The sequence below is a fragment of the Nocardia sp. NPDC056541 genome, from assembly GCF_042794235.1.
In the GTDB taxonomy this organism is placed as follows: domain Bacteria; phylum Actinomycetota; class Actinomycetes; order Mycobacteriales; family Mycobacteriaceae; genus Nocardia.
This window is the reverse complement of record NZ_JBHTUD010000010.1, coordinates 309,990-333,880: the sequence shown is the minus strand read 5'-3', so window position 1 is coordinate 333,880 and position 23,891 is coordinate 309,990. Positions and strand designations below refer to the sequence as shown.

Annotated in this window: 25 protein-coding genes; 7 read left to right on the top strand and 18 right to left on the bottom strand. The window is 68.7% G+C overall.

Translation table 11 applies throughout. The features are described 5' to 3' along the window. Positions 1 to 101: 101 nt before the first annotated feature. The 4 genes from pspA to pgsA form a co-directional block, all read right to left on the bottom strand. A complete protein-coding gene (pspA, locus tag ACFQ9R_RS20185; RefSeq protein WP_378992389.1) occupies positions 102 to 920 on the bottom strand; it encodes a phage shock protein PspA in 819 nt (272 codons plus the stop codon). Positions 921 to 1,116: 196 nt separating this feature from the next. Next, the gene (locus tag ACFQ9R_RS20180) at positions 1,117 to 1,569 is read right to left on the bottom strand and encodes a helix-turn-helix domain-containing protein (protein ID WP_378626573.1); all 453 of its coding nucleotides are present in this window, start codon (positions 1,567 to 1,569) and stop codon (positions 1,117 to 1,119) included. Positions 1,570 to 1,660: 91 nt separating this feature from the next. Further along, the gene (locus tag ACFQ9R_RS20175; protein ID WP_378992388.1) at positions 1,661 to 2,152 is read right to left on the bottom strand and encodes a CinA family protein; all 492 of its coding nucleotides are present in this window, start codon (positions 2,150 to 2,152) and stop codon (positions 1,661 to 1,663) included. Next, complete coding sequence (gene pgsA / locus ACFQ9R_RS20170) at positions 2,149 to 2,784, bottom strand: CDP-diacylglycerol--glycerol-3-phosphate 3-phosphatidyltransferase (RefSeq protein ID WP_378992386.1); 636 nt, start codon at positions 2,782 to 2,784, stop codon at positions 2,149 to 2,151. Before pgsA ends, ACFQ9R_RS20175 begins: the two co-directional genes overlap by 4 nt. Before the next feature lie 255 nt (positions 2,785 to 3,039). On the opposite strand from pgsA, the gene ACFQ9R_RS20165 reads away from it, so the two are divergent. Continuing rightward, the gene (locus ACFQ9R_RS20165) at positions 3,040 to 3,606 is read left to right on the top strand and encodes an amino-acid N-acetyltransferase (protein WP_378992384.1); all 567 of its coding nucleotides are present in this window, start codon (positions 3,040 to 3,042) and stop codon (positions 3,604 to 3,606) included. Between the two features lie 28 nt (positions 3,607 to 3,634). Continuing rightward, positions 3,635 to 3,919 carry a YciI family protein gene (locus ACFQ9R_RS20160; RefSeq protein WP_378992382.1) on the top strand — a complete coding sequence of 95 codons (285 nt, stop codon included), beginning with the start codon at positions 3,635 to 3,637 and terminating at the stop codon, positions 3,917 to 3,919. A gap of 64 nt (positions 3,920 to 3,983) precedes the next feature. On the opposite strand, the gene ACFQ9R_RS20155 is transcribed toward ACFQ9R_RS20160, so the two are convergent. After that, positions 3,984 to 4,964, bottom strand: coding sequence for a TerC family protein (locus tag ACFQ9R_RS20155; protein ID WP_378992379.1), 981 nt, complete (start codon positions 4,962 to 4,964; stop codon positions 3,984 to 3,986). A gap of 425 nt (positions 4,965 to 5,389) precedes the next feature. Beyond that, on the bottom strand, positions 5,390 to 7,936 hold the full coding sequence (locus tag ACFQ9R_RS20150; protein WP_378992377.1) for a DNA translocase FtsK: 2,547 nt from the start codon (positions 7,934 to 7,936) through the stop codon (positions 5,390 to 5,392). Between the two features lie 297 nt (positions 7,937 to 8,233). Between ACFQ9R_RS20150 and ACFQ9R_RS20145 the strand changes: the two genes are divergently transcribed. Both ACFQ9R_RS20145 and ACFQ9R_RS20140 read left to right on the top strand, forming a co-directional pair. Continuing rightward, on the top strand, positions 8,234 to 8,617 hold the full coding sequence (locus tag ACFQ9R_RS20145) for a DUF4189 domain-containing protein (protein WP_378628262.1): 384 nt from the start codon (positions 8,234 to 8,236) through the stop codon (positions 8,615 to 8,617). Between the two features lie 34 nt (positions 8,618 to 8,651). Next, positions 8,652 to 9,206 carry a hypothetical protein gene (locus tag ACFQ9R_RS20140; protein ID WP_378992376.1) on the top strand — a complete coding sequence of 185 codons (555 nt, stop codon included), beginning with the start codon at positions 8,652 to 8,654 and terminating at the stop codon, positions 9,204 to 9,206. Between the two features lie 120 nt (positions 9,207 to 9,326). On the opposite strand, the gene ACFQ9R_RS20135 is transcribed toward ACFQ9R_RS20140, so the two are convergent. Further along, a complete protein-coding gene (locus ACFQ9R_RS20135) occupies positions 9,327 to 11,429 on the bottom strand; it encodes an RNase J family beta-CASP ribonuclease (RefSeq protein ID WP_378992375.1) in 2,103 nt (700 codons plus the stop codon). Further along, positions 11,426 to 12,334, bottom strand: a complete 909-nt coding sequence (dapA, locus tag ACFQ9R_RS20130; protein WP_378992374.1) for a 4-hydroxy-tetrahydrodipicolinate synthase — start codon at positions 12,332 to 12,334, stop codon at positions 11,426 to 11,428. Before dapA ends, ACFQ9R_RS20135 begins: the two co-directional genes overlap by 4 nt. 114 nt (positions 12,335 to 12,448) lie before the next feature. Between dapA and ACFQ9R_RS20125 the strand changes: the two genes are divergently transcribed. Further along, a complete protein-coding gene (locus tag ACFQ9R_RS20125; RefSeq protein WP_378992372.1) occupies positions 12,449 to 12,895 on the top strand; it encodes a hypothetical protein in 447 nt (148 codons plus the stop codon). Positions 12,896 to 12,908: 13 nt separating this feature from the next. Here the strand turns inward: ACFQ9R_RS20125 and ACFQ9R_RS20120 are convergent, their stop codons facing one another. The 8 genes from ACFQ9R_RS20120 to ACFQ9R_RS20085 form a co-directional block, all read right to left on the bottom strand. Further along, positions 12,909 to 14,108, bottom strand: coding sequence for a winged helix-turn-helix domain-containing protein (locus ACFQ9R_RS20120; protein ID WP_378992370.1), 1,200 nt, complete (start codon positions 14,106 to 14,108; stop codon positions 12,909 to 12,911). A gap of 40 nt (positions 14,109 to 14,148) precedes the next feature. Next, positions 14,149 to 15,174, bottom strand: a complete 1,026-nt coding sequence (locus ACFQ9R_RS20115; RefSeq protein ID WP_378992368.1) for a hypothetical protein — start codon at positions 15,172 to 15,174, stop codon at positions 14,149 to 14,151. After that, positions 15,174 to 16,388, bottom strand: a complete 1,215-nt coding sequence (locus ACFQ9R_RS20110) for a sensor histidine kinase (RefSeq protein WP_378992366.1) — start codon at positions 16,386 to 16,388, stop codon at positions 15,174 to 15,176. Before ACFQ9R_RS20110 ends, ACFQ9R_RS20115 begins: the two co-directional genes overlap by 1 nt. Next, positions 16,385 to 17,074: a response regulator gene (locus ACFQ9R_RS20105; protein ID WP_378626553.1), complete on the bottom strand. Its 690-nt coding sequence runs from the start codon at positions 17,072 to 17,074 to the stop codon at positions 16,385 to 16,387. The genes ACFQ9R_RS20110 and ACFQ9R_RS20105 overlap by 4 nt, the downstream gene beginning before the upstream one ends. 110 nt (positions 17,075 to 17,184) lie before the next feature. Next, positions 17,185 to 17,637 (bottom strand): flavodoxin family protein, encoded by a 453-nt coding sequence (locus tag ACFQ9R_RS20100; protein WP_378655351.1) that lies wholly within the window; start codon positions 17,635 to 17,637, stop codon positions 17,185 to 17,187. Positions 17,638 to 17,644: 7 nt separating this feature from the next. Continuing rightward, positions 17,645 to 18,142, bottom strand: a complete 498-nt coding sequence (locus tag ACFQ9R_RS20095; protein ID WP_378992365.1) for a hypothetical protein — start codon at positions 18,140 to 18,142, stop codon at positions 17,645 to 17,647. After that, on the bottom strand, positions 18,139 to 18,885 hold the full coding sequence (gene dapB, locus ACFQ9R_RS20090) for a 4-hydroxy-tetrahydrodipicolinate reductase (protein WP_378761874.1): 747 nt from the start codon (positions 18,883 to 18,885) through the stop codon (positions 18,139 to 18,141). The genes ACFQ9R_RS20095 and dapB overlap by 4 nt, the downstream gene beginning before the upstream one ends. 98 nt (positions 18,886 to 18,983) lie before the next feature. Further along, positions 18,984 to 20,090, bottom strand: coding sequence for an alcohol dehydrogenase catalytic domain-containing protein (locus tag ACFQ9R_RS20085; protein ID WP_378992364.1), 1,107 nt, complete (start codon positions 20,088 to 20,090; stop codon positions 18,984 to 18,986). 134 nt (positions 20,091 to 20,224) lie between these two features. Between ACFQ9R_RS20085 and ACFQ9R_RS20080 the strand changes: the two genes are divergently transcribed. Then, positions 20,225 to 20,620 carry a VOC family protein gene (locus ACFQ9R_RS20080; protein ID WP_378992409.1) on the top strand — a complete coding sequence of 132 codons (396 nt, stop codon included), beginning with the start codon at positions 20,225 to 20,227 and terminating at the stop codon, positions 20,618 to 20,620. A 40-nt stretch (positions 20,621 to 20,660) separates the two neighbouring features. Here ACFQ9R_RS20080 and ACFQ9R_RS20075 read toward each other — a convergent pair whose 3' ends face one another. Continuing rightward, positions 20,661 to 21,854 (bottom strand): MFS transporter, encoded by a 1,194-nt coding sequence (locus ACFQ9R_RS20075; protein ID WP_378992407.1) that lies wholly within the window; start codon positions 21,852 to 21,854, stop codon positions 20,661 to 20,663. Positions 21,855 to 21,961: 107 nt separating this feature from the next. Between ACFQ9R_RS20075 and ACFQ9R_RS20070 the strand changes: the two genes are divergently transcribed. Further along, a complete protein-coding gene (locus ACFQ9R_RS20070; protein ID WP_378992362.1) occupies positions 21,962 to 22,324 on the top strand; it encodes an ArsR/SmtB family transcription factor in 363 nt (120 codons plus the stop codon). Between the two features lie 209 nt (positions 22,325 to 22,533). On the opposite strand, the gene ACFQ9R_RS20065 is transcribed toward ACFQ9R_RS20070, so the two are convergent. After that, positions 22,534 to 23,862, bottom strand: a complete 1,329-nt coding sequence (locus ACFQ9R_RS20065) for a M16 family metallopeptidase (RefSeq protein WP_378992406.1) — start codon at positions 23,860 to 23,862, stop codon at positions 22,534 to 22,536. Between the last annotated feature and the right edge of the window lie 29 nt (positions 23,863 to 23,891).

Here is a 23,891-nt window from a genome sequence, read left to right as displayed (position 1 = left end):
CCCTGCGGGGCGTTTGCGTACGCGCCAAGAGACACATCCAACGGTGCCTGATCGACGGGACACAAGGGGCCGCGAACTCGAGCGCGCCAGCGCTCCGAATATTACAGCGCTTGGCCCTTGTCGATGTTCGGTGCCGGTGCGGCCTTGGGCTGCGCCGGGTTGATCGCCGCGTTGTTGTTGCTGGTGGGCAGCGCGTCACCGCGCATGGAGGCGCGGATCTGCTCGAGCTTGCTGTGCCCGGCCATCTGGACGCTGGCCTGCTGCACCTCCATCATGCGACCCTGCACCGTGTTCTGCGCCAGCTCGGCCGAGCCGAGCGCGTTGGCGTAGCGGCGCTCGATCTTGTCGCGCACGGCGTCCAGGCTGGGCGTGGAGCCCGGCGCGGACAGGGTGGAGTCCATCTGCTGCAGCGAGGCCGAGACCTGCTCCTGCATCTTGGCCTGCTCGAGCTGGCTGAGCAGCTTGGTGCGCTCGGCGACCTTCTGCTGCAACATCATCGCGTTCTGCTCGACCGCCTTCTTGGCCTGTGCGGCGGCCTGCAGGGACTGATCGTGCAGCACCTTGAGGTCTTCCACCGACTGCTCGGCGGTGACCAGCTGGGCGGCGAACGCCTCGGCGGCGTTGGTGTACTGGATCGCCTTCTCGGTGTCGCCCGCCGCCTGTGCCTGATCGGCCAGGGTGACGGCCTGACGGGCGTTGGCGTTGAGCTTCTCGACCTCGTCGAGCTGGCGGTTCAGCTTCATCTCCAGCTGACGCTGGTTACCGATCACCGACGCCGCCTGCTGCGACAGCGCCTGATGCTGACGCTGCGCCTCCTCGATAGCCTGCTGAATCTGGACCTTCGGATCCGCATGCTCTTCGATCTTGGAGTCGAAGAGGGCCATCATGTACTTCCAGGCCTTCACGAACGGATTAGCCATCGATTGATCCCGCCTCCATCTGTGCGTCGCTCGTGCGACTGGTGGTACGCGACCGTCACGCACCAGATACGTGCTTATCCTTCACCATGCGGCACCCGGACCGGCAGTGGCCGGACCGATCGACGCCTGATGAGAATCTATCCGTTCTCACCAGCGGTGTGCAGCGTCTCGCGCGCCGGGCGCAGGGTTCGCCGCGTCACATTCCCTTCACCAGTACCAGCATCTCGGCCCTCGGGGCCGGGATGACGATGCGGGTGTCTTCGGCGATGCCGATGCGCGCGCCCTGCTCGGCCGCCGCGCTCGCGGAGGCGGAAGCCTCGCCCGCGGCGGGTTCGGGCAGGGTGGCGGGCTCGGCTTCGGCGGGCTCGCGCTCGGCGGCGGGGCCGGTCAGCGCGGGTTCGCGCGGCGCGGAGCCGTCGGCGCCCGCCATCAGGGTGCTCACGTCCCAGAGCACGCGCGAGAGCGGCACGTCGAGTGCCTCGCAGATGCTGGCGAGCAGTTCACTGGAGGCTTCCTTGCGGCCGCGCTCCACTTCCGACAGATAGCCGAGGCTCACGCGCGCCGAGGTCGACACCTCGCGCAGCGTTCGATGCTGGGCGAGACGCGCACGCCGCAGACTGTCCCCGATTGCCTCCCGCAGCAGCGTCATCTCGTTCTCCTCCACCTCGTGTCACCGCCGTAGCGGTGCTCACCTCTTTCTGGCACAACGTCGAGCATGGACCGGTGGTTCCCGAACCGGGCTACTTCACACTGACACAGCGCAGCAACTCCCGCACCGCACTGTGCACCGCACCGAGTCTGATCGTCCACCGGTCACCGTGCAGTTTCAACCGGACCACTTCGCTGTGATGTGGACCGGCCAACCCGAGGTATACCGTGCCGACGGGATGCCCGTCCTGGGAATCGGGTCCGGCGACCCCGGTCAATCCCAGACCCCAGTCCGCGCCACACTGCTCCCGCGCCCCCACAGCGAGCTGTTCGGCGGTCGAGGCGGCGACCGGTCCGTCGGTACGGAGCAGCTCGTCGTCGACGCGGGCCAGGCTGTTCTTGAGGTCGGTGGCGTAGACGATCAAGCCGCCCCGCAGCACCGCGCTCGCACCGGGAACTCCGGCCACCGTGGCCGCGAGCAGGCCCGCGGTGAGCGATTCGGCCGTGGCGACGGTCTGACCCGCCGCGTTCAGGGCTTCGACCAGTTCGGCGACCGGCGCACCGTCGATGAGCGGATCGCTCACGAGCGCGACCGTCCACCCGCCAGCCACACCCTGGCCGCCTGCCCCACATAGTCCAGACCGGTGACCACCGTCAGCGCCACGGCCAGATACATCAGCCACATGCCCGCGGTGGCGAAGACCCCCGACAGCGGCAGCACCAGCAGCGCGATCGCCACCGACTGCACCAGCGTTTTGAGCTTGCCTCCGCGTCCGGCCGGGATCACCCCGCGCCGCACCACAACCAGCCGCAGCAGCGTGATGCCGATTTCACGGCCGCAGATGACCAGGGTGATCCACCACGGCAAGTCCCCGAGTACCGAGAGCCCGATCAGCGCGGCTCCGATCAGCGCCTTGTCCGCGATGGGGTCGGCGAGCTTGCCGAAATCGGTGACCAAACCGTATTTGCGGGCCAGTTGCCCGTCGAAGCGATCGGTGATCGCGGCCAGGCCGAAGACCGCCGCGGCGATGACCCGCCAGCGGGTGTCGTGCCCGCCCTCGGCGAACAGCGCCAGCACGAACAGCGGCACCAGCACGATGCGCGCGATGGTCAGCACGTTGGCGATATTGAGCAGCGGAACCTGCGTCTCCGCCACCCCGTGCATCGGCGTCACCGCACTCGACCCACGATCGATCTCTTCGGGTCGCACGCTCATGCCCTGTCCTCGTGGCATGACCGGGCGCCTCGCGTGGCCACGCGAGCTACCGCCTCCAGACGCTGACCGTTCATGCGCTGCCCTCTCGGCACTCACCGGCACTGCGCCGAAATCCAACGGTTTCGCGAGCTGTTTGCTCGCACGATCGGTGCCGCGCGATCCGGTCGTCGAGCCCGGCGCGATGCGAGGAGCGGAACGACAGGATGTGCGGCACATGTTCAGACTATCGGTAACCCGGCCGACTACTGTGCACCCATGACCTCACGGGGACCCTTGAGCGGTTCGACCAGCGACGCGCATACTGCCGCGCCCACTGTGGCGCCTGTTTCCGGCGTGGTCGTCCGACGAGCGCGAACCTCCGATGTCCCCGAGATCAAGCGTCTGGTCGACGAGTACGCCGGGCGCATCCTGCTCGAGAAGAACCTGGTCACACTGTACGAATCAGTGCAGGAGTTCTGGGTCGCCGAGCTCGACGGGCGCGTCGTCGGCTGCGGTGCGTTGCACGTGCTGTGGGCCGATCTGGGCGAAGTACGCACTGTCGCAGTGGATCCCGTCGTCAAGGGCCGCGGCGTCGGCGGGGCGGTGGTCGAGCACCTGGTCACCGTCGCCCGCGAACTGCAGTTGCAGCGTGTGTTCGTGCTCACTTTCGAGGTGGACTTCTTCGGCAGGCACGGGTTCGTCGAGATCGACGGCACGCCCGTCACCGCCGAGGTGTACGCGGAGATGTGCCGCTCCTACGACACCGGTGTCGCCGAATTCCTCGACCTCAGCTTCGTCAAGCCGAACACCCTCGGTAATACCCGCATGCTGCTGACCCTGTAGAGAATCCCTCGCGAGAAAGTGATCGACTGTGCCGATCTTCGCTGTCCACTACACCTACTCCGATGCGACGGCGGCCGACCGCGCGACCAACCGACCCGAGCATCGCGGCTGGCTGAACGCGCTCGTCGACGCGGGCACGGTGCTCAGTAGCGGGCCCTACCCCGACGGTTCGGGCGCGCTGCTGCTGTTCCGCGCCGAGGACGCACCCTCGCTGACCGAACTGCTGGGCAACGACCCGTTCGCGAAGCTGGACCTGATCGACGCCGTCCGCGTGGTCGAGTGGTTGCCGGTGATGGGCGCCTTCGCCGAGTAGCGCAGCCCGGAGACAGAGCTGCCCGGAACCCTCGGGGTTCCGGGCAGCGTCGTCCGCGGTGGTGTCAGGCTTTGTTGGTGTTACGGGTGCGCAGCAGGCTCGCCACCGTCGCGATGACCAGAATGCCGATGATCACGCTCAGCGAGAACGCCGTGGAGATCTCCGGGACGCTCACGTGCTCACCGCCGTTGATGAACGACAGCGTGTTCTCGTGCAGCGCGTGCAGCACCAGCTTCACGCCGATGAACGCCAGGATCGCGGCCAGGCCGTAGGACAGGTACACCAGGCGGTCGAGCAGACCGCCGATGAGGAAGTACAGCTGGCGCAGGCCCATCAACGCGAAGGCGTTGGCGGTGAACACCAGATACGGCTCCTCGGTGAGACCGTAGATCGCCGGAATCGAGTCCAGCGCGAACAGCAGGTCGGCGAAGCCGATCGCCAGCAGCGCGAGCAGCAGCGGCGTCACCACGCGTTTGCCGTTGATCCGGGTGACGAGCTTGTCGCCGTCGTACTCGTCGGTGGTGGGCAGGACCCGTTTGGCCAGCGAGACGATGTAGCTGTCGCGCTTCTTCTCGTGTTCGACCTCGTGTCCGCTCTCGCGCAGCAGGTTGATCGCGGTGTAGATCAGGAACGCGCCGAACAGGTAGAACACCCAGCTGTACGCGCTGATCGCGGCCGCGCCGACCGCGATGAACACACCGCGCATCGCCAGCGCCAGCACGATGCCGATCAGCAGCACCTTCTGCTGGTAGATCCGCGGCACGGCGAAGGTGCTCATGATGATGAGGAAGATGAACAGGTTGTCGACCGAGAGCGCTTTCTCGGTGACGAAGCCCGCGTAGTACTCCCCCGAGAACGTGCCGCCCCATTTCCAGGCGACGAACAGGCCGAACAGCAGCGCCAAGCTGATGTAGACAGCCGACCAGATGCCCGATTCCTTGAAGGTGGGCTCGTGCGGGGTGCGCACGTGGGCGAAGAAGTCGAAGACGAACAGGCCGAGGATCACCAGTCCGGTGATCACCCACTCGAGCGTGGTCACCTGCATGTGGTGGTCCGATCGATGAAGTTCATGTCGCCCATCATGCCCGAATTGTCCGTTTCAGTCGGCTTTGCGGAACGATTGCCCGTCATGATTTCACACACATCGGCGGCCGACGCACCCGCCGCGCACACGGAAAAGCGCTTTCGCCCGGTTCGCGAGCGCTGCTACCGTCACCGCATACCCCGACCACAGCCCCGAGAGGAGCGAGCCGTGTACGAATCCACCGCGCAGAACCAGCGCCCCACCGCGATGCACCGGCCCAGCCCCGGTGCCGTGAAGTCGGGTACCCGCCTCGCGCGCGCCCGCTTCATCGCCTGACAGGCGATTTTCGCCCGACCCCGGGCCAGTCCCGACCATGAGCCGTGCCAGGTCCCTCCTCGTTCGTCGCCGCCTGCTTCCGGCACGGTCAGAGCAAACCGGGAACGGCGTCACTCGTCCTCGGACGCACCGGGATCGCCGCCACGGATCGACCACAGCAACCCGTCCAATTCGTCGGGCTTGATGAGCACGTCACGCGCCTTGGAACCCTCACTGGGCCCGACCACGCCGCGCGTCTCCATCAGGTCCATCAACCGGCCCGCCTTGGCGAAGCCGACGCGCAGCTTGCGCTGCAGCATCGAGGTCGAACCGAACTGTGAGGTGACCACCAGCTCCACCGCTTGCAGCAGCACGTCCATGTCGTCGCCGATATCGGGGTCGACGTCCTTGACCTCGCCGGCCTTGGCCGCGGTGACACCCTCCTGATATTCGGGTTCGGCCTGGGTCTTGCTGAACTCGACGACGGCCTGGATCTCCTCGTCGGAGATGAACGCGCCCTGCAACCGGGTCGGCTTGCCCTGACCCATCGGCAGGAACAGACCGTCGCCCATGCCGATCAATTTCTCCGCGCCCGGCTGGTCCAGGATGACGCGCGAGTCGGTGAGCGAGGAGGTGGCGAACGCCAGCCGCGAGGGCACATTGGTCTTGATCAGACCGGTCACCACGTCCACCGAGGGCCGCTGGGTGGCCAGCACCAGGTGGATACCGGCGGCACGCGCCTTCTGGGTGATCCGCACGATCGCGTCCTCGACATCGCGCGGTGCGGTCATCATCAGGTCGGCCAGCTCGTCGACGATGGCCAGGATGTACGGGTAGGGCCGGTAGACGCGTTCGCTGCCCAGCGGCGCGGTGATCTTGCCCGAGCGCACGTTCTTGTTGAAGTCGTCGATGTGGCGGACCTTGTTGGCCTGCATGTCCTGGTAGCGCTGCTCCATCTCCTCGACCAGCCAGGCCAGCGCGGCGGCGGCCTTCTTCGGCTGGGTGATGATGGGCGTGATCAGGTGTGGAATGCCCTCGTACGGCGTGAGCTCCACCATCTTCGGGTCGATCAGGATCATCCTGACCTCCTCGGGGGTGGCCCGGTGCAGCAGCGAGATCAGCATCGAGTTCACGAAACTCGACTTACCCGAACCGGTAGAACCGGCCACCAGCAGGTGCGGCATCTTGGCCAGGTTCGCCGAGACGAACTCGCCCTCGATGTTCTTGCCGAGACCGATCACCAGCGGATGGTGGTCGTTGCGGGTGTGCGGCGACTTCAGGACGTCGGCCAGGCGCACCAATTCGCGGTCGGCATTGGGCACTTCGATGCCCACGGCCGACTTACCGGGGATGGGCGCGAGCAGGCGCACGTTCTCGGTGGCGACGGCGTAGGCGAGGTTGCGGGCCAGCGCGGTGATCTTCTCGACCTTGACGCCGGGACCGAGCTCCACCTCGTAGCGAGTGACGGTCGGGCCGCGCACGAACCCGGTGACGGCGGCGTCGATCTTGAACTGCACCAGGACTTCGGTGATCGCCTCGATCATCGATTCGTTGGCCGCGGAACGCTTCTTGGGCGGGTCGCCGTCGAGCAGCAGTGTCAGCGGGGGCAGCGTGTAGTCGCCGTCGACGACCCGATCGGTGACGAACTCCGGTTCCGGTGGCGGCGGCGGGGTCTGGTCGACCGGCTTGACCACCGGCCGCTTGCGCGCCGGTTTCGGTGCGGGCGCGGGCGGTTCCTCGATCGGCTTGGCATCGCGCAGCGGCGGTTCGCCCAGTGATTCGGTGACCGCGTCGGAGCCGCCGAACTCGTCGGGCGGGTAGTTGTCGTCGGGGTTGCGGCCACGGCGACGGGTTCGGTTGCGGTGCACCGGGAATCCGTCGGCGTCGTAGTTGGCCGGGTCGTAGGGGTCGCCGTCGTCGGCGTATTCGCCGAGGCCGAAGTATTCGCTCAGCTTGGCAGGCACCTCGCGCACCGTGGTACCGGTGAGCAGCAAGACGCCGAACATCATGGCCAGCAACAGGATCGGCAGCGCGAGCCATGGTGTGAGCCCCTGGCCGAGCGGTCCGCCGATCGCATAGCCGAGCGCGCCGGCCGCGGTGGCGCGGCCGTCCGCGCCGGTGGGGGAACCAGCTGCCAGGTGCCAGACCCCCAGGGCGGGAAGCACGACGAGTAGCCCACCGAGGACCAGCCGTGGCCGGATCTCCGGATGTGGTTCGGTGCGCATCAGCACCACCGCCAGCGCGACCAGCAGAATCGGCGCAAGCGCGGCCGCGGAACCGGCGATCGCCCGGACGATGTCCTCGAGGAAACGGCCGACCGGTCCGCCCGCCGACAGCCACATCGCGGCGGCGATGATCGCGCTCAACGCGATGAGCGCCAGGCCGATGCCGTCGCGCCGGTGCCCGTGGTCCAGGTCGCCTGCCCGGCTCAACGTGCGGGTGGTGGCGCCGACGCCGCGCGCCAGCATGGTCCAACCGCTCCCGATCCCGCGGCTGATCACCGCCAGCGGTGCGGTGTTGGAGGCGCGTTTGACCGGCCTGCGTACGGGCGTGGTGCGCCCACGCGGAGCCGCCGTCGCTCGCGGAGTCGCCGAACGAGACCGCGCCGCCGGCGTCTGCCCCCTGGTCGATCCCGCCCGCGCACGAGAGGTCGTGGTGCTGCGGGACTTACCTGCCATGACCATCAGGCTAGCCGCTCGAACACCTCCGAGACCATCCGCAACACTGGTCCCACCGTGCTCGCCACGGTGATCCAGGGTGGATGCGCAGGTCGCAGCGCCCCGGTCAGCGCGGGGAAATCTCGCCGGGAACCGCGTTTCGCGGGCCCGAACTTACGGAATCCTTGTCGATCGCCACTGATTCGGGCGTGAGCGGGCTCGCGCGTCTAGCGCGGGCGCCGTAACCCTCGGTACGTTGACTGCGCTCTATCGGGTCGTCGACCCGTGCAGATGAAGGGGACGCTACAAGTGAAGAGAATGCTCACCAGCGCGGCCGTGCTGGGTGCCACCGCAGCCGCAGTGTTCGCGGGGCACATCGCACCGGCCCAGGCGCAGTCGGGCAACTACGGCGCCATCGCGGTGTCGGTCAAACCGGGGGTTTACGGATACGCCACGGACTACGGCAGCTACGCCGATGCCGAGGCCGGTGCCATGTCGGCCTGCCTGCGTGGCGGCGGTGGTGGCGGGTGCGACGTGAAGGTGTCCTACCGCAACGGGTGTGGAGCCATCGCGATCTCGCGCGGGTGGTGGAGCTACGGCTCCGCGTCGACGATCGGCGGCGCGAAACGCGAAGCGCTGAACAACAATCCGGGCAACGCCTACATCAAGCACTGGAACTGCACCAGCGGCTACCAGCTCTAGCCCGACCGTTTCGACCATGATCATGGGAGTTGTAGTGAACAACCGTCCAGTGAAATCCGCTGCCGTTCTCGTCGCGATCGTCGCGGCGCTCGGCCTCAGCGCGTGCAGTTCCGGCACCGACTCGACCAGCACGAGCGCGGGAACCACCACCAGCAAGGGCGGCGCCTTCGAAACGGGCGACGCCAAGTCGGGCAAGGAAGAGGGCGGTGAGCCCGCGGCCACCACGGTGCCCAACCTGCCCAAGCCGACCGCCGCCGAGCTGAACGCCCGGTTGAACAAGGCCCTCGCGGGCCAGCTCACCGGCGAGGAGAAGAAGACCTACATCGAGGACGCCGACCAGGATCCGATGCTGGTCGACAAGTTCGTCGAGGCGGCGAAACAGAACAACGTCAAGGTCGCCATCACCACCGTCGGTGACCCCGCCGACGGCAAGCTCAAGGCGAACGCCGATGTCACCATCGACGGCGCCCCGGTCAAGGACGCCTTCGTCGACTTCGTCGCCGAGGACGATTCCTGGAAGGTGTCGCACGTGTTCGCGTGCAACATCGTGAAGTCGGCGCAACTCGACTCCGCTGCCTGCCAGGCCTGAGTCACAGTCCGAATATCGCATCCGAATATCGGGTCCGAATATCAAGAAAACCGCTGGGCGACATAGTCGCCCAGCGGTTTTCAGTTGATCTGTTGATCTGTTGATCTCTCGATCAGGCGATCAGACGGCGACGACCGTCGGCACGATCATCGGGCGGCGACGGTAGACGTCGGCGACCCAGCGGCCGACCACCCGGCGCACGCCCTGGGCGATGCGGTGGGTGTCGGTGATGCCCTCACCGGCCAGGCGCAGCAGCTCCGCCTCGACCAGCTCGTTCGCGCCGTCGAGCGCGGTCCGGTCGTCGGAGAAGCCGCGCCCGTTGAGCTCGGGCGTGCTCACCGCCTTGCCGGTGGTCGAGTCGATGACGATGGTGATCGAGATGAACCCACCCTCGCCCAGGACCAGGCGGTCCGACAGGGTCGACTCGCCGACGTCGCCGACCGAGAGGCCGTCGACATAGACGTGTCCGACCGGCACACGGCCGACGATGGAGGCGATGCCGTCGACCAGGTCGACCACCACGCCGTCCTCGGCCAGCATGACCCGCTCCTCGGGCACACCGGTCGCCACCGCCAGTGCGGCGTTGGCGCGCAGGTGCCGCCATTCGCCGTGCACGGGCATGGCGTTGGTCGGGCGCACCGCGTTGTACAGGTACAGCAGCTCACCGGCGGAAGCATGCCCGGAGACGTGCACCTTCGCGTTCTGCTGGGTGATCACGGTCGCGCCGAGCCTGGCCAGGCCGTTGACCACGGCGAACACCGAGTTCTCGTTGCCGGGGATCAGCGAGGACGCCAGCACCACCAGGTCGTCGGCGCGGATGTTGATCTGGCGGTGCTCGCCGCGCGCCATCCGTGACAGCGCCGAGAGCGGCTCGCCCTGGGAGCCGGTGGAGATCAGCACCAGGCGGTTGCCGGGCAGGTTCGCGGCCTGATCGAGGGTGACCACCACGTTGTCGGGCACGGTGAGGTAGCCGAGGTCCTGCGCGATCTCCATGTTGCGGACCATCGAGCGGCCGACGAAGCAGACCTTGCGGTTGTACTTCTGCGCGACGTCGACGACCTGCTGGATGCGGTGCACGTGGCTGGCGAACGACGCCACGATGACGCGGTTGGTGGCCTTGCCGATGACGTTGTCGAGCACGCCACCGATCTCGCGCTCGGGGGTGACGAAACCGGGAACCTCGGCGTTGGTGGAGTCGACCAGGAACAGGTCGACACCTTCGTCGCCGAGGCGGGAGAAACCGGCCAGGTCGGTGAGGCGGCCATCGAGGGGCAGCTGGTCTAGCTTGATGTCGCCGGTGTGCAGGACCACGCCGGCACCGGTGCGGATGGCCACGGCCAGCGCGTCGGGAATCGAGTGGTTGACCGCGAAGTACTCGAGCTCGAACGGGCCGTGCACCGTGGTCTCGCCCTCGGCGACCTCGCGCAGCTTGGGCTGCAACCGGTGCTCGCGCGCCTTGGCCGCGACCAGCGCGAGGGTGAACTTGGCGCCGATCACCGGGATGTCCTGGCGCAGGCGCAGCAGGAACGGCACGGCACCGATGTGGTCCTCGTGGCCGTGGGTGAGCACGATGGCCTCGACGTCGGCCATCCGGTTTTCGATGGGCCCGAAGTCCGGCAGGATCAGGTCGACACCGGGCTGCTGGTCCTCGGGGAACAGCACACCGCAGTCGACGATCAGCAGCTTGCCGCCGTATTCGAACACGGTCATGTTGCGGCCGATTTCGCCGATGCCGCCCAGGGCGAACAGGCGCAAGCCGTTCTTCACCAGCTTCGGCGGCGGGCCCAGCTTGTCGTGGGCCGCCTTCTCGCGCGGCTCGGCGACCGGCGCGGAACCTCGACCGCGTCCCCCGCCCTGCCTGCCACGGCCACCACCGCGGGACTGCTCGGCGGCGGGCTTGCTCTTGGCCTCGGCCTGCTTGCCCTTGACTTCGGTAGCCGGCTTGGTCCTCGCGCGCCGCGGCGCGGTCTTCTTCGCGGTCACTTGTTCTTCGGCGACGCTGAGCAGGTCGGTGCCCACTTCGGCGCTACCGGCCAGGTTCGCTTCCGCGGTGACCTCGGCGATCGGTTCGGCGATCGCCGGTTCCTTCGCCGCGGGGGCTTCCTCGGGCGCGACCACCTTCTTCACCGCGGCCTGCGCGGTCTCCACCGGCGTCGGCTCCGGCGCACCGGCGGCACGCGATGCCGAACGGCGGCGGGGCTTACGGGCTACGGGTTCGGTCATGCCGACACCCCCGCGGCCTGCAGGTCCAGCGCCAGCTCCTCGAGCTGTGCCTGCGTCGGCATCAGCTGGGGCAACCGGGGCTCACCTACGTCGATGCCGAGCAATCGGAGTCCTCCCTTACACATCGCCACACCTCCCAGGCGGGTCATGGCCGCGTACAGCGGCAGTAGTGTCGCGTTGATCTCTCGCGCCCTGGCCACGTCACCGATGGTGTAGGCGTGGTGGATCTCGCGCAGTCGCTCCGGCACGAGGTGTCCGATGACGCTGATGAACCCGACCGCACCGACCGAGAGCCAGGGGAGATTCAGTCCGTCGTCACCGGAGTAGAAATCCAGATCGGTGGTCGCGATGAGATCGGCTCCGGAGACGAGATCGCCCTTGGCATCCTTCACCGCGACGATGTTGGGATGCTCGGCAAGGCGCCGGATCGTGTCGATGGCGATAGGCACCACCGACCTCGGTGGAATGTCGTAGAGCGTGATCGGCAGCGCGGTGGCGTCGGCGACCGCGGTGAAATGCGCGATCAGGCCCTCCTGTGTGGGCCGCGAGTAATACGGGGTCACCACGAGCAGACCGTGTGCGCCCGCGTTCTCCGCGGCACGCGCCAGTTCGATCGAGTGCGCGGTGTCGTAGGTACCCGCGCCCGCGACCACGGTGGCCCGGTCGCCGACGCCGTCGACGACCGCCCGCAGCAGATCATGCTTCTCGGTTTCGGTCGTGGTCGGCGATTCGCCGGTGGTACCCGAGATGATCAGCAGGTCGACCCCACGGTCGACCAGGTGTGCCGCCAGTGCGACACCGGCATCGACGTCGAGCTTGCCCGCAGCGCTGAAGGGGGTCACCATCGCGACACCTACCGTGCCGGACGCGCGCAGCTCCGTTGGCGTCGATTCACCGTTCGTCATGGTCAGAAAGGCTACCCGGTCGCCGGATGCGCCTCGACACCCTAGCGCCCGAAGCGGCTGCCGGTGGGTGTTTTTCACCTTGCGTGATGTCATATGTGACGTCACAATGATGTCATGGATCTGAATGCTCATACCGCGCGGTTGCGCGAGGAACTGATCGCCGCCGCCGCGCTCGGCGACGAGAAAACGCAGGCCACCGCCGCCGCCCTCGCCGCTGCGGTGGAGAGTTCGAGCCGCCTGGTGCTGCTGTCGGCGCTGTCGGAACTGGCCGCCGAGATCAGTACCGAACTCGGTGACCGCACCGTGCACGTCCGCCTGGAAGGCACGCAGGCGAAGGCCGACGTGCGCAAGAACACGCCGCCGGGCGCGGAGGAACCCCAGACTTTCGAGGAAATGACCGGCGACATCAGCCGGGTGACCCTGCGACTGGTCGAACAGCTCAAGTCCCGCGCGGAGGAAGCGGCCCAGCAGAACGGGCAGTCGCTCAACTCCTGGCTCTCCGGCGCCGTCAGTGGCGCGTTGAAGGATCAGATGCGCGGTTACGGCGGCAAGGGCTGGTAGACCGCGTCCGAGTTCACAGCAGCGGGGCCAGGTCGCCGCGTTCGCCGATAACGACTTCGTCGAGTTCGAGCCAGTCGGCCATTTCCCGCAGTGCCCCGCGCAAAGCCTGGGCGGTCTCGGCGGTCGCGTAGCCGGGTTCGGCGAACGCGCCGGGGGCGAGCAGTCGGCCGGTGGCGCGTTCGGCGCGCAGATCCACCCGGCCGACGAGCTTGCCGTCGACGAGCAGCGGGAAGACGTAATAGCCGTGCACCCGTTTGGGTTCGGGGGTGTAGATCTCGATGCGGTAGTGGAAGTCGAAGATCCGCTGGGTACGTGGGCGGAAGAAGATCAGCGGATCGAACGGGCACAACAGCGCGGTCCCGGTGATCCGACGCGGGGTGGCGGCCTCCGGGTGCAGGTAGGCGGGTGCGTCCCAGCCGTCGACGTCGACAGGGAGTAGTTCGCCCGCGTCGACCAGGTCGGCGATCGCCGGGGCGCTCTGGCGCCGGGCCAGGCGGTAGTAGTCGCGCAGGTCGGCCTCGGTGCCGATCCCGAGGGCCCGGCTGGACCGGCGGATCAGCTCGCGCACGGCGTCGTCCTCGGCGATCTCCCGGTCGCGTACATCGGCCGGGACGACCCGTTCGGTGAGGTCGTAATGCCGGGTGAACCCGACCCGGCGGGCGGTGGACAGCTCACCGGCGGCGAAGAGCTGCTCGCAGATCATCTTCGTGTCGCTCAGGTTCCACCAGGTCCCCTTCGGCCGGGGCTTGTCCAGTTCCAGATGACGTTCGATCTCCCCGGCGCTCGCCGCGCCCACCTCGGTCACGACATCGAGAATGTCCTTGCCCAGCGTGGGATTTCGTTCGACGATCGTGCGCATCCCCGACCAGCGCCCGTGCCGGTACTCGCGCATCCGCCAGCGCATCAGCGGCCAGTCGGCGACCGGGATCAGCGCCGCCTCGTGCGCCCAGTACTCCACCAGCCCCCGTCGCGCCTTCGCGCTGTCGCTCCAGGCGGCGCCGTCGAGCAGGCCGCGATCGTAGGGGCCGATCCGGCTGAACACCGGCGCGTAGTGCGCGCGGACCACAGCCGAGACCGAATCTATTTGCAGCAGACGGGTTCTGGCGACCACATCGAGCACGGCCCGACGCTTCGGGTTGGTGGGCCTCCGCTTGCCGAAGCCCTGCGCGGCCAGCGCCGTTCGACGGGCCTGCGCCGCATTCATCCGCTGCATTCGCTCAGCCTGACACAGGGGTCCGACAGGTTTTCGGCGCTCAGGTGGAGACCCGGACCTCACCCGCGGTGTCGATCTCGGTCCGCCGATCCCCGCCCGGCGCGGCGGCCAGCACGGTCGCCACCCAGCGTCTGCCGACCGGCAGCACGCGCACGGTCACCGAGCCCGCTCCCGCCATGTCGAGTTCGTCGACCGCGGCCTCGATCACGTGGTGGCGCACCCATTCCGGGACCCCGAGAAAGCCGCCGTCGTCGAGCAGGGTGACCTCGACGCCGCGCGATCGCGCCCCCCGAGCGGCGGCGCTGAGCCGCTCGGTGACCAGCTGCGGCGCCCGGAGACCGTCGCGCAGTTCGGCTTCGAGCAGCCTGCACTGTTCGCGTTCGGTGTCGGTGAGCTCGATCCCGGCGGCGATGCGGGCGAGCAGTGGCCCGGCCACCCGGTCGAGTGCTCCCAGCTGACGATCACGCTCGGCAGTGGCCGCGGCCAGCGCGGCCTCGGTCGCCGCGCGTCGATTGGCCTCGCTGCGCAGTTCCCGCAGCGAACGCTGGGTGGGCCGCACGATCGACATGAACACCGTCACCGCGCCGACGGTGGCGACCGGCGTCAGCGCGCGCACCACGGTTTCGGGGTGCCAACTGGTGAACACCCCCATCGTCACCAGCACCGTCGCGGCGGCCGCCACGCCGAGCCAGGCCGACACGATCCGCCCGCGCAGCACCAGCATCGCCAGCAGATACGACGTCGGATAGGCGGTCCACAGCTGGTGGGCGAACCCCGACGAGCTCTCGAGCCACGGCACGGTGAGCGCCATCGCCGCAGGTCCGGCACAGGCCACGTAGATCGTGGCGGGCCACGGCAGCGGGTCCACCGGGAACACCAGCACCACCAGCGCGGCCACGGCCATCAGCACCAGCGCGGCGGCCGCGGCCGCCGGCGGGGCGATATCGAAATTCACCCGGAGGTACATCACGATGGTGGCTTCGAAGATCACCACGAACAGCCACGCCGTGCCGTCGCTGAGGCCGAACAGATCGCGCATCGCGAACGGCAGATCCCGATCGACCATCAGCTACCCCACACCAGTGTCACCACGGTTCCCGCGCCCGGCGCCGATTCCACGAACGCCGCGCCACCGGCGAGCGCGCGCATCCGGCCCAGGATGCTGCCGGCGATCCCCATCCGATCGGCCGACACCCGCGCCGGGTCGAACCCGGCGCCGTCATCGGACAGCACCACCCGGATGCCGCCGGTCGCGATGGTGACCGACACACCGCGCCGCACCGTCCGACCGGGGACGTCGGCATGACGCACGCTGTTGCGCACCGCCTCCGAGAGCGCGGCCCCGAGCACCTGGGCGGCCTCGATCGGCAGGCACAGATCGGCCGCGCGCCGCGAGGACACCTGCACCGGGACCTCGGATTCCACCTCGCGCACCGCCTCGCGCAGGAATTCGATCGCCGCGGCGGCGTCGAGGTGGTCGATCTCGGGCGCGGTCCGCGACAGCTCGAGCTGTTCGAGGGTGCGCGCGGCCTGGTTGCGCAGCACCGGCGAGGACTGCTGCGCCCGAGAGGCCTCCAGCAGCGTCGACAGCACCGCGTCGTGGATGAGCGCCGCGAAACGCGCGCCCTCGCGTTCCCTGGCCGAGGTCGCCGCGACCGCCGCCGCCCGGCTGCGCTGCCGGACCGCTTCCCGGTCGACCCGTTCGGCGGCGGCACGCGCGTACACCACGCACCACAGGAACAGCGCGGCTACGCCGAGCGCCCTGGTGATGTCGCCGAACAACGCCCCCATCGAACTGTCGGGCACCACAAGGGCATTCGACACACTGGTCGTCACCGCGAGCAGGGCTGCGAACGCGGCCGCACCACGTCGCGGCCACGCCAGACCCGCGGCCAGCACGCCGACAGCGAGCCCTCGATAAGGCCACGAGGCGAACGAACCGACGTGCACCACCGGATACACCAGCGGCGTCGCCACGGTGGCCGCGAGGTAACACACGGCGGCCGCGGCGGCGGTGCGCCGGATCGCCGCGGCGGTGCCGCGCGCCGACACGATCGCCAGCACACCGAACATCAGATACGCCGACACCAGATGCAGTTCCGGCCACACCGACTGATTGATCGGCTGCACCAGCACCGCGGGCAGTTCCAGCACCATCACGATCGTGGCGCCGGTCCCGATCACCAGCCCGAGCCTGCGCAGGATCTGTTCGGTCGCCGCGCGCGAGAAGTCGACGTCGCCGACCGGTGCGGGCGCCGTCGCGACCGCGAGATCGGTCACGTGCGCTGCTGCCTTTCCGGCACGGGCAGCCATCCGTCCTCGACGGCCCGTTTGTACAGATCGGTCTTGGTGGGCGCGGGTCGGCCCGCGTCGGCGTACTTCTGCCGGATGCGGCCCAGGTAGTCGTTGACGGTCTGTTCCGACAGACCGGTCAGCCGGGCCACCCGCGAGGCCTTCTCCCCCGAGGCGTACAGCATCAGCACTTCCTCCTGACGCGGGCTGAGCCCGACGTCGGAGAGCTTCGGATCGCCGTCGATGGCGGCGGCCCAGTCGGTGGTCACCACCTGCTCCCCCGACGCGGCCCGGCGCACCGCCTCGACCACGGTCGCCACGCTCTCGGACTTGCGCAGCACCCCGAGCACGCCCGCTTTGGCGGCGGAGCGGACCAGGAAGGCGTTGTCGGCGCCGGTGAACACCAGCACCTCGATGTCGCGTTCGCGCAGCGCGGTGACATTGTCCTCGGGCGTCGAGCCGTCGGGCAGGCGCAGATCGAGGACGACGAGGTCGAGATCGGTGGTCTCGGCGAGCAGCCCGGCGACGGACTCCGCCACCGCCACCAGTTCCAGGTCGGGTTCGGGGCCGAGCATGGCCGCCAGTCCGATCGCCACGGACTCGTGGTCCTCCACCAGACCGACCCGCCGCACCGTGCGCGTCTGCGCCAACTCGCTCACCCGACCACTCCCCATCCTCGAACACCCACCGCGGCCAGCCCGCAACACGTCGGTCGAGTTCTACCGCATCCCGAGCCCGCGTGTCAGCCCACCAAAATTCGGGGCGGACCCGCTGTCCCGATCAGCTATTCCATCAGACCAGCGGCGATGGTCGCGCCGAGTTCCCAGCATTTCTCCAGATCGGCCTTGCTCGGCGGTCCCGAGACCACGACCGCCTCGGCGGCGCGCTGCCAGCCCAGCCCGGTGGTGATCCGCTCCACGCTGCTCTCAGCGCCTTCGGTGCCTTCGTTGCCGTGCAGGTAGAGGCCGTAGGGGCGCCCACCGGTCGAGTCGAGGCAGGGGTAGTAGATGGTGTCGAAGGCGTGTTTGAGCGCGCCGCTCATGTAGCCGAGATTGGCCGGGGTGCCGAGCAGGTAGCCGTCGGCGTCGAGCACATCGACGGCGGTCACCGCCAGCGCGGCCCGGCGCACCACCTCGACCCCCTCGATCTCGGGGTCGCTCGCCCCGGCGAGGACCGCTTCGAACATCGCCTGGGTGTGCGGCGACGGGGTGTGATGGATGATCAGCAACCGGGCCATGGGCTCGCTACTCTCCTGGGTCGCGTTCCAGTTTTTCCAGTGCCACCGCGCGGCGCATGGTGTCGCGGGCGCGGCCCCGGTCGCCGGCGTAGTCGTAGGCGCGGGCCAGCCGGTAGGAGGACCGCCAGTTGTCCGGGTCGGCTTCCCATTCGGTCTTGATCTGTGTGAACAGGGCGTCGGCCGCGTCGCGTTCGATCCGGCCGGAGGGTCGGCGCGGCAGTTGCGAGGTGTCGACCTCCAGTCCTTCCTCGTGGATACGCCGGGCCAGCCGTTGATGCGCGAACGCCGCGCTCAAGGTCGCCCACAGGATCCAGAGACCGACGACGGGCAGCAGCAGCATGCCGATGCCGATCGCGATACCCGCGAACCCGCCGTCGGCGATGTAGGCGATGGCGAGCCCGCCGAGCCGGACGAAGTAGAACAGCAGCGCGACGACCAGGAACACCACGACCGCAACGGTTTTCAGGACCTGCCGATCGGGTCGCTGCGCGTCGGAGTCGCTCACAGATCCAGGAACGGGTCGAGCCCGACGGTCAGACCCGGCCGTCCGGCGATCTCGCGCACCCCGAGCAGCACGCCCGGGGCGAACGAGGACCGGTCGATGGAGTCGTGGCGAATGGTCAGGGTCTCGCCCTGGGTGCCGAACAGCACCTCCTGGTGGGCCACGAGCCCGGCCAGACGCACCGAATGCACTCGCACACCGTCGACATCGGCGCCGCGGGCACCCTCGAGTTCGGTGGTGGTGGCGTCGGGGCTGATCCCGACCCCGGCCTCGGCGCGGGCCGCGGCGATCACTGCGGCGGTGCGGTAGGCGGTGCCCGAGGGGGCGTCGGCCTTGTTCGGGTGGTGCAACTCGATGACCTCGACGGAGTCGAAGAACCGCGCCGCCTGCTCGGCGAATCGCATCGACAGCACGGCGCCGATGGCGAAGTTCGGCGCGATCAGCACGCCCACCTCGGGCCGCTGCGCCAGCTGCCCGCGTACCTCGGCGAGGCGGGCCTCGTCGAAGCCGGTGGTGCCGACGACGGCGTGGATGCCGTTCTCGATCAGGAACTTCAGGTTGCCCATCACCACATCGGGGTGGGTGAAATCGACGACCACCTGGGTGCCCGCCTCGGTGAACGTCTCGAGCGCGTCACCCTTGTCGACCTGCGCCACCAGCTCCAGATCGGGCGCCGCCTCCACCGCCGCGCAGATCGCCTGCCCGACCTTGCCGCGTGCTCCGAGCACTCCGACCCGAATGGTCACCGCATCTCCTCGTCCTCGACTCAGCTTGCTCGTCGAAGCCTATCGAGCAGCCCGTGGGGCCGCGGCGCCGACCTCACACCATCGGGCCTGCCGAGCCGTCAGTCGAAGACGATCACCTGTCGTAGCGCCGCGCCCGCCGCGAGATCGTCCATCGCCTGGTTCACCTGGTCGAGTCCGATGCGGGCCGAGACGAGCCGTTCCAGCGGCAGCTTGCCCTCGCGCCACCGCCGCACGTATTCGGGGATGTCACGGTCGGGAACAGCGGAGCCGAGGTAGCTGCCGATGATGGTGCGGCCCTGCGCCACCAGCGCCAGTGGCGAGATGGTGGCCGTGGCGGTCGGGGCGGGCAGGCCGACCGTCACGGTGACGCCACCGGGTGCTGTTGCGGTGACGGCGGTTTCGAACGCGCGCACGTTGCCCGCCGCTTCGATCACCACGTCGGCCTGCACGCCCTGCTCGGCGACCTCGCCCGGCGTGCAGGCCGCGGTCGCACCGAATTCGCGGGCGAGCGCCAGCTTTTCGGGAACCGTGTCGACGGCGATCACCTCACCGAGCCCGAGCGACACCGCGACGAGCACCGCCGCCATCCCGACACCACCGAGCCCGACCACCATGATCCGGTCGCCCGCACCGGGTTTCGCGGCGTTGAGCAGTGCGCCGCCGCCGGTGAGCACCGCGCAGCCGAGCACCGCCGCCACCTCGGGCGGCACGTCGTCGTCGACCGGGACGACCGAGCGCCGGTCCACCACCGCGTGCGTGGCGAAGCCGGAGACGCCGAGATGGTGCTGCACCACCTCGCCGTCGCGGGTGAGCCGTCGACCGCCGCCGAGCAGTTCGCCCGCGTTGTTGGCCACACTGCCCGGCCCGCACGGGGTGCGTCCGTTGCTCGCACAGCCCGCGCAGTCGCCGCAGCGCGGCAGGAACGTCATCACGACCCGCTGTCCAGGGGCCACATCGGTGACACCGGCGCCCACCGATTCGACGATGCCCGCGGCTTCGTGGCCGAGCAGCATGGGCACCGGGCGCACCCGATTGCCGTCCACCACAGACAGATCCGAATGGCACAGGCCGGCCGCTTCGATGCGCACCAGCAATTCGCCCCGACCCGGTTCGGCCAGTTCCAGGTCACACACCGTGATGGGCTGCGAATCGGCGAACGGCGCCGAGTCGGCGATCCGTTCCAGAACGGCTCCACGAATCTTCATGCTCGCGACGCTACCGCGAGTGCCCTTTACAGGTTCCGGGATCTGTCGCTAACCTCGATCTCGGTGATGGTGCTCCTGTCGGCCGCCTCGTACCGTGCCCAGGGTCGGCGCCATCACGAACAAGGAGAAATCCCCTGTCAGTGCAGTTCAATCACACCATTGTCGGATGCCGCGATAATCGGGAGACCGCCGAGTTCTGGGCGGACATCCTCGGGTTGGACGTAGGAAAAGAGTGGGGGCCGTTCATTCCGATCGCCCTCGATCACGGTGCGGCCTTCGATTTCGCCAAGGTCCCGCCCTTCGTTTCCGAGATCCAGCCACAGCACTACGCGTTCCTGGTCAGCGAGGCCGAGTTCGACGCGTCCTACGCCAAGATCCAGCGCTACAAGCTGGACCATTGGGCCGACCCCCAGCAACACGGGGTCAACGAGATCAATCACAACGATGGTGGTCGCGGTGTCTATTTCCTCGACCCCAACGGCCACTTCCTGGAACTGATCACCGTTCCGTACGGCGGTTGGCCCGAGTAGTCGTTCAGGCCGGTCCCTGCTGGGACCGGCCTGTTTGCGATTACCCGAGTTTCGCGGCCGCGCGGGTCCCGCGCAGACCCAGCAGCGCGGCGCCGACACACGCCACCGAGACGCCCACGATGAACCAGGGGAATACCGTCGTAAGTCCCCAGGTCGTCGCGGCCCAGCCCGCCGCCAGGGTCGGCAAGGCCATCGCCGAATAGGCCAGCAGGTAGAAGGCCGACATGGTCTCGCCACGGCGATGCGGCGGAACGACCTCGGACAGGTGCCGCAGCGACCCACCGAAACCGAGACCGAAGGTGCCGCCGAGCACCAGACCGGCGAGGACCACTACCGCGGGCTCTTTCGTCGCCAGCGCCGGAATAGTGGCGAGTAGTGCGGCCGCCATGCCGAGGTCCCCGATCATCGCGGCGCGACGGGCCGGCACCCGGGTGGCCAGCAACTGCGCCAACGCGCCCGCCAGCGCGGTGCTCGCGACGACGACACCACCGAACACCAGATTGTGCACGCCGGTTTCGGCCGCGGCCAGCGACGGATACAGCGACAGCAGGACACCCAGCACCGACCAGGCGGCCATCACGCCGATCGCGGAGAACCAGAAGTCGGACCTGATCTCGTGCGGGACGGACGGTTTCGCGATGGTGATGCGTGCCTTCACCCGGGTGGTGTGCGGTTCACGAAGGGCGAGAATGCCGGCCCCCGCGGCCACACAGATGACGGTGATCACCACATACGGCGTGCGCAACGGCGACGGCGCGTACTGCGCGAGCACCGCGGTGCCGAGCACCGCGATCGCGATGCCGACGTTGAACGCGACGCCGCTGAGCTGCCCGGAGCGAGCACCACGCTCGGGCCGCAGATCCAGCAGCGCCGCCGCGCCCGCGACGACGGTGGCGCCGACGGCCGCCCCGTGCAATGCCCTGGCCAGCAACAACATCGGCACCGAATCGGCGAGCAGGAAGACGCCCAGCCCGAGGATCATGGTGGCGAAGGCGCCGATCATCACCGGCTTGCGGCCGACCACATCGGAGATCCGGCCGGAGACCAGCACCGCGCCGAGCGCCGCGAAGGCATAGACGGCGAAGACCAGCGTCGTGGTCAGCGGGGACAGATGCCACTCGGTCTCATAGATCCCGTAGAGCGGAGCGGGCGCCCCGGAAACCCCGAGCGCCACCGCGCTCGCGGCCAGGACGAGCCCGTACGCCCAGCGCTGCCCGGCCTCGACCGGCGCCATCGTTGTCGCTGCCACAGCAGCCCCCATCAGCAGAGTTTGATAACCATCGAACGATGATCAGGCTACGCCGAGTATGATGACTATCAAACCCCCGAGTGAGGTAACTCATGACACAGGCTAAAGATCTCACCCCGGCGCCGACCATACCCGTCGCCGCGCTCCCTACCGTCCTCGGCGCCCTTCACGACCCCGTCCGCCTGGAGATGGTCCGTCGCCTGAGCAATGCCGCCGCCCCCGTCCGCTGCGCGGCGCTCTACGACGCGATCAACAAATCCACCGCGACCCACCACTTCAAGATCCTGCGCGAAGCGGGCCTGATCGAACGGCTCACCATCGACGGCCAGACCTTCCAGGAACTGCGCACCGACGCCGTAGAGCACGCGCTGCCCGGCCTGCTCCCCTCGATCGTCGACGCCGCCAACCGCGTGGATGCGGATGCCACACACCGCGACGAGCAGTCCTTGCGCTGATCGCCCGACCGGCCCTGCGTGTTTCCAGCGTTCCGCGGCTGTCGCCACCGCGCCGCCCGGCAGTGACGGCGTACCGGCCAGAGCCCGGCTCGGACAGATGGCCGCAGGCGACCGGGGTGCTTCCACCCGGGGTGGCGCGACACCGCTCACCACCGATCATCGGCACCACCGTTCACGCGCGCACCCGGATGACCCCGGTGCCGAATTGCTCAGCGCTCGACGAGCTTTCGGACCGAGGCGGGCAGATCGCGGGTGCGCTGATACGGGCCCGACACCGCCGCACCGTAGGGGCGGGCGAGCAAGGTGCGGGCGATCTCGCTGACCTCGTCGGTGGTGACGGCGTCGATGCGAGCCAGGGTCGCCGAGACGCTGCGATGGTTGCCGTAGCTGAGTTCGCTGCGGCCGATGCGGTTCATCCGGGAGGCCGAGTCCTCGAGGCCCAAGACCAGCCCGCCGCGCAAAGAGCCCTTGGCCCTGGCGCATTCGGCATCGGTGACACCGTTGGCGGCGACCTCGTCGAGCACGCCACGTGCCAATGTCGCGACCTGGCCGAGGTTTTCGGGCTGGCAGCCGAGCGAGACCGAGAACGCGCCGGTGTCGGCGAAGGTGTCGACGCTCGAGTACACCGAGTACGCCAGGCCGCGTTCTTCCCGGATGCGCTGGAACAGGCGCGAACTCAGGCCGCCGCCGACGATGGTGTTGAGGATCGACAGCGGCCAGCGCTGTTGGCCTTCGTGCCTGCCGAACGCCCGCACCCCGAAGGCGAGGTGGGTCTGTTCACTGTCGCGGTTGATCCTGATCAGGCCGGGTGCGCCCTGCGCGCGGAACTTCCCTTCGCGGCGCGGCGCGGGCTCGGCGGTGGTGTCCAGGTGTGGCCCGAACGCGCGGTGCACCAGTTCCACTACGCGTTCGTGCTCCACGTTGCCCGCCACCGCGACGACCATGCGCTCGGGCCGGTAGCGGCGCTGATGGAAGCCGCGCAGCTGGGCAGCCTGCATGTTCTCGATGGATTCGACGCTGCCGATCACCGGGCGCCCGATCGGGTGGTCGCCGAACATGGCGGTGAGGAAGGAGTCGGCGACCAGGTCTTCGGGGTCGTCGTCGCGCATCGCGATCTCTTCCAGGACCACCTGGCGCTCCACGTCGACGTCGATCGCGCGGCACAGACCGTTGAGCACCACATCGGAGACGAGGTCCACCGCGAGCGGCAGGTCCTCGTCGATGACGTGGGCGTAGTAGCAGGTCTGTTCCTTGGCGGTGAACGCGTTGAGCTCGCCGCCGACCGCGTCCATGGATTGCGCGATGTCGAGGGCGGTGCGTGTGGGCGTCGCCTTGAACAGCAGATGTTCGAGGAAGTGCGCGGCGCCGGCCACGGTGGGGCCCTCGTCGCGCGAACCGACGCCTACCCACACCCCGATGGAGGCCGAGCGCACGCCGGGCACGTGCTCGGTGACCACACGAAGGCCACCGGGCAGCACGGTGCGGCGCACTCCCCCGGTGGAGACATCGTCAGCGGATTCGGTATTCGACTCGGTCAACTTCGGTTTCGTCACCCGATCCTCGATAA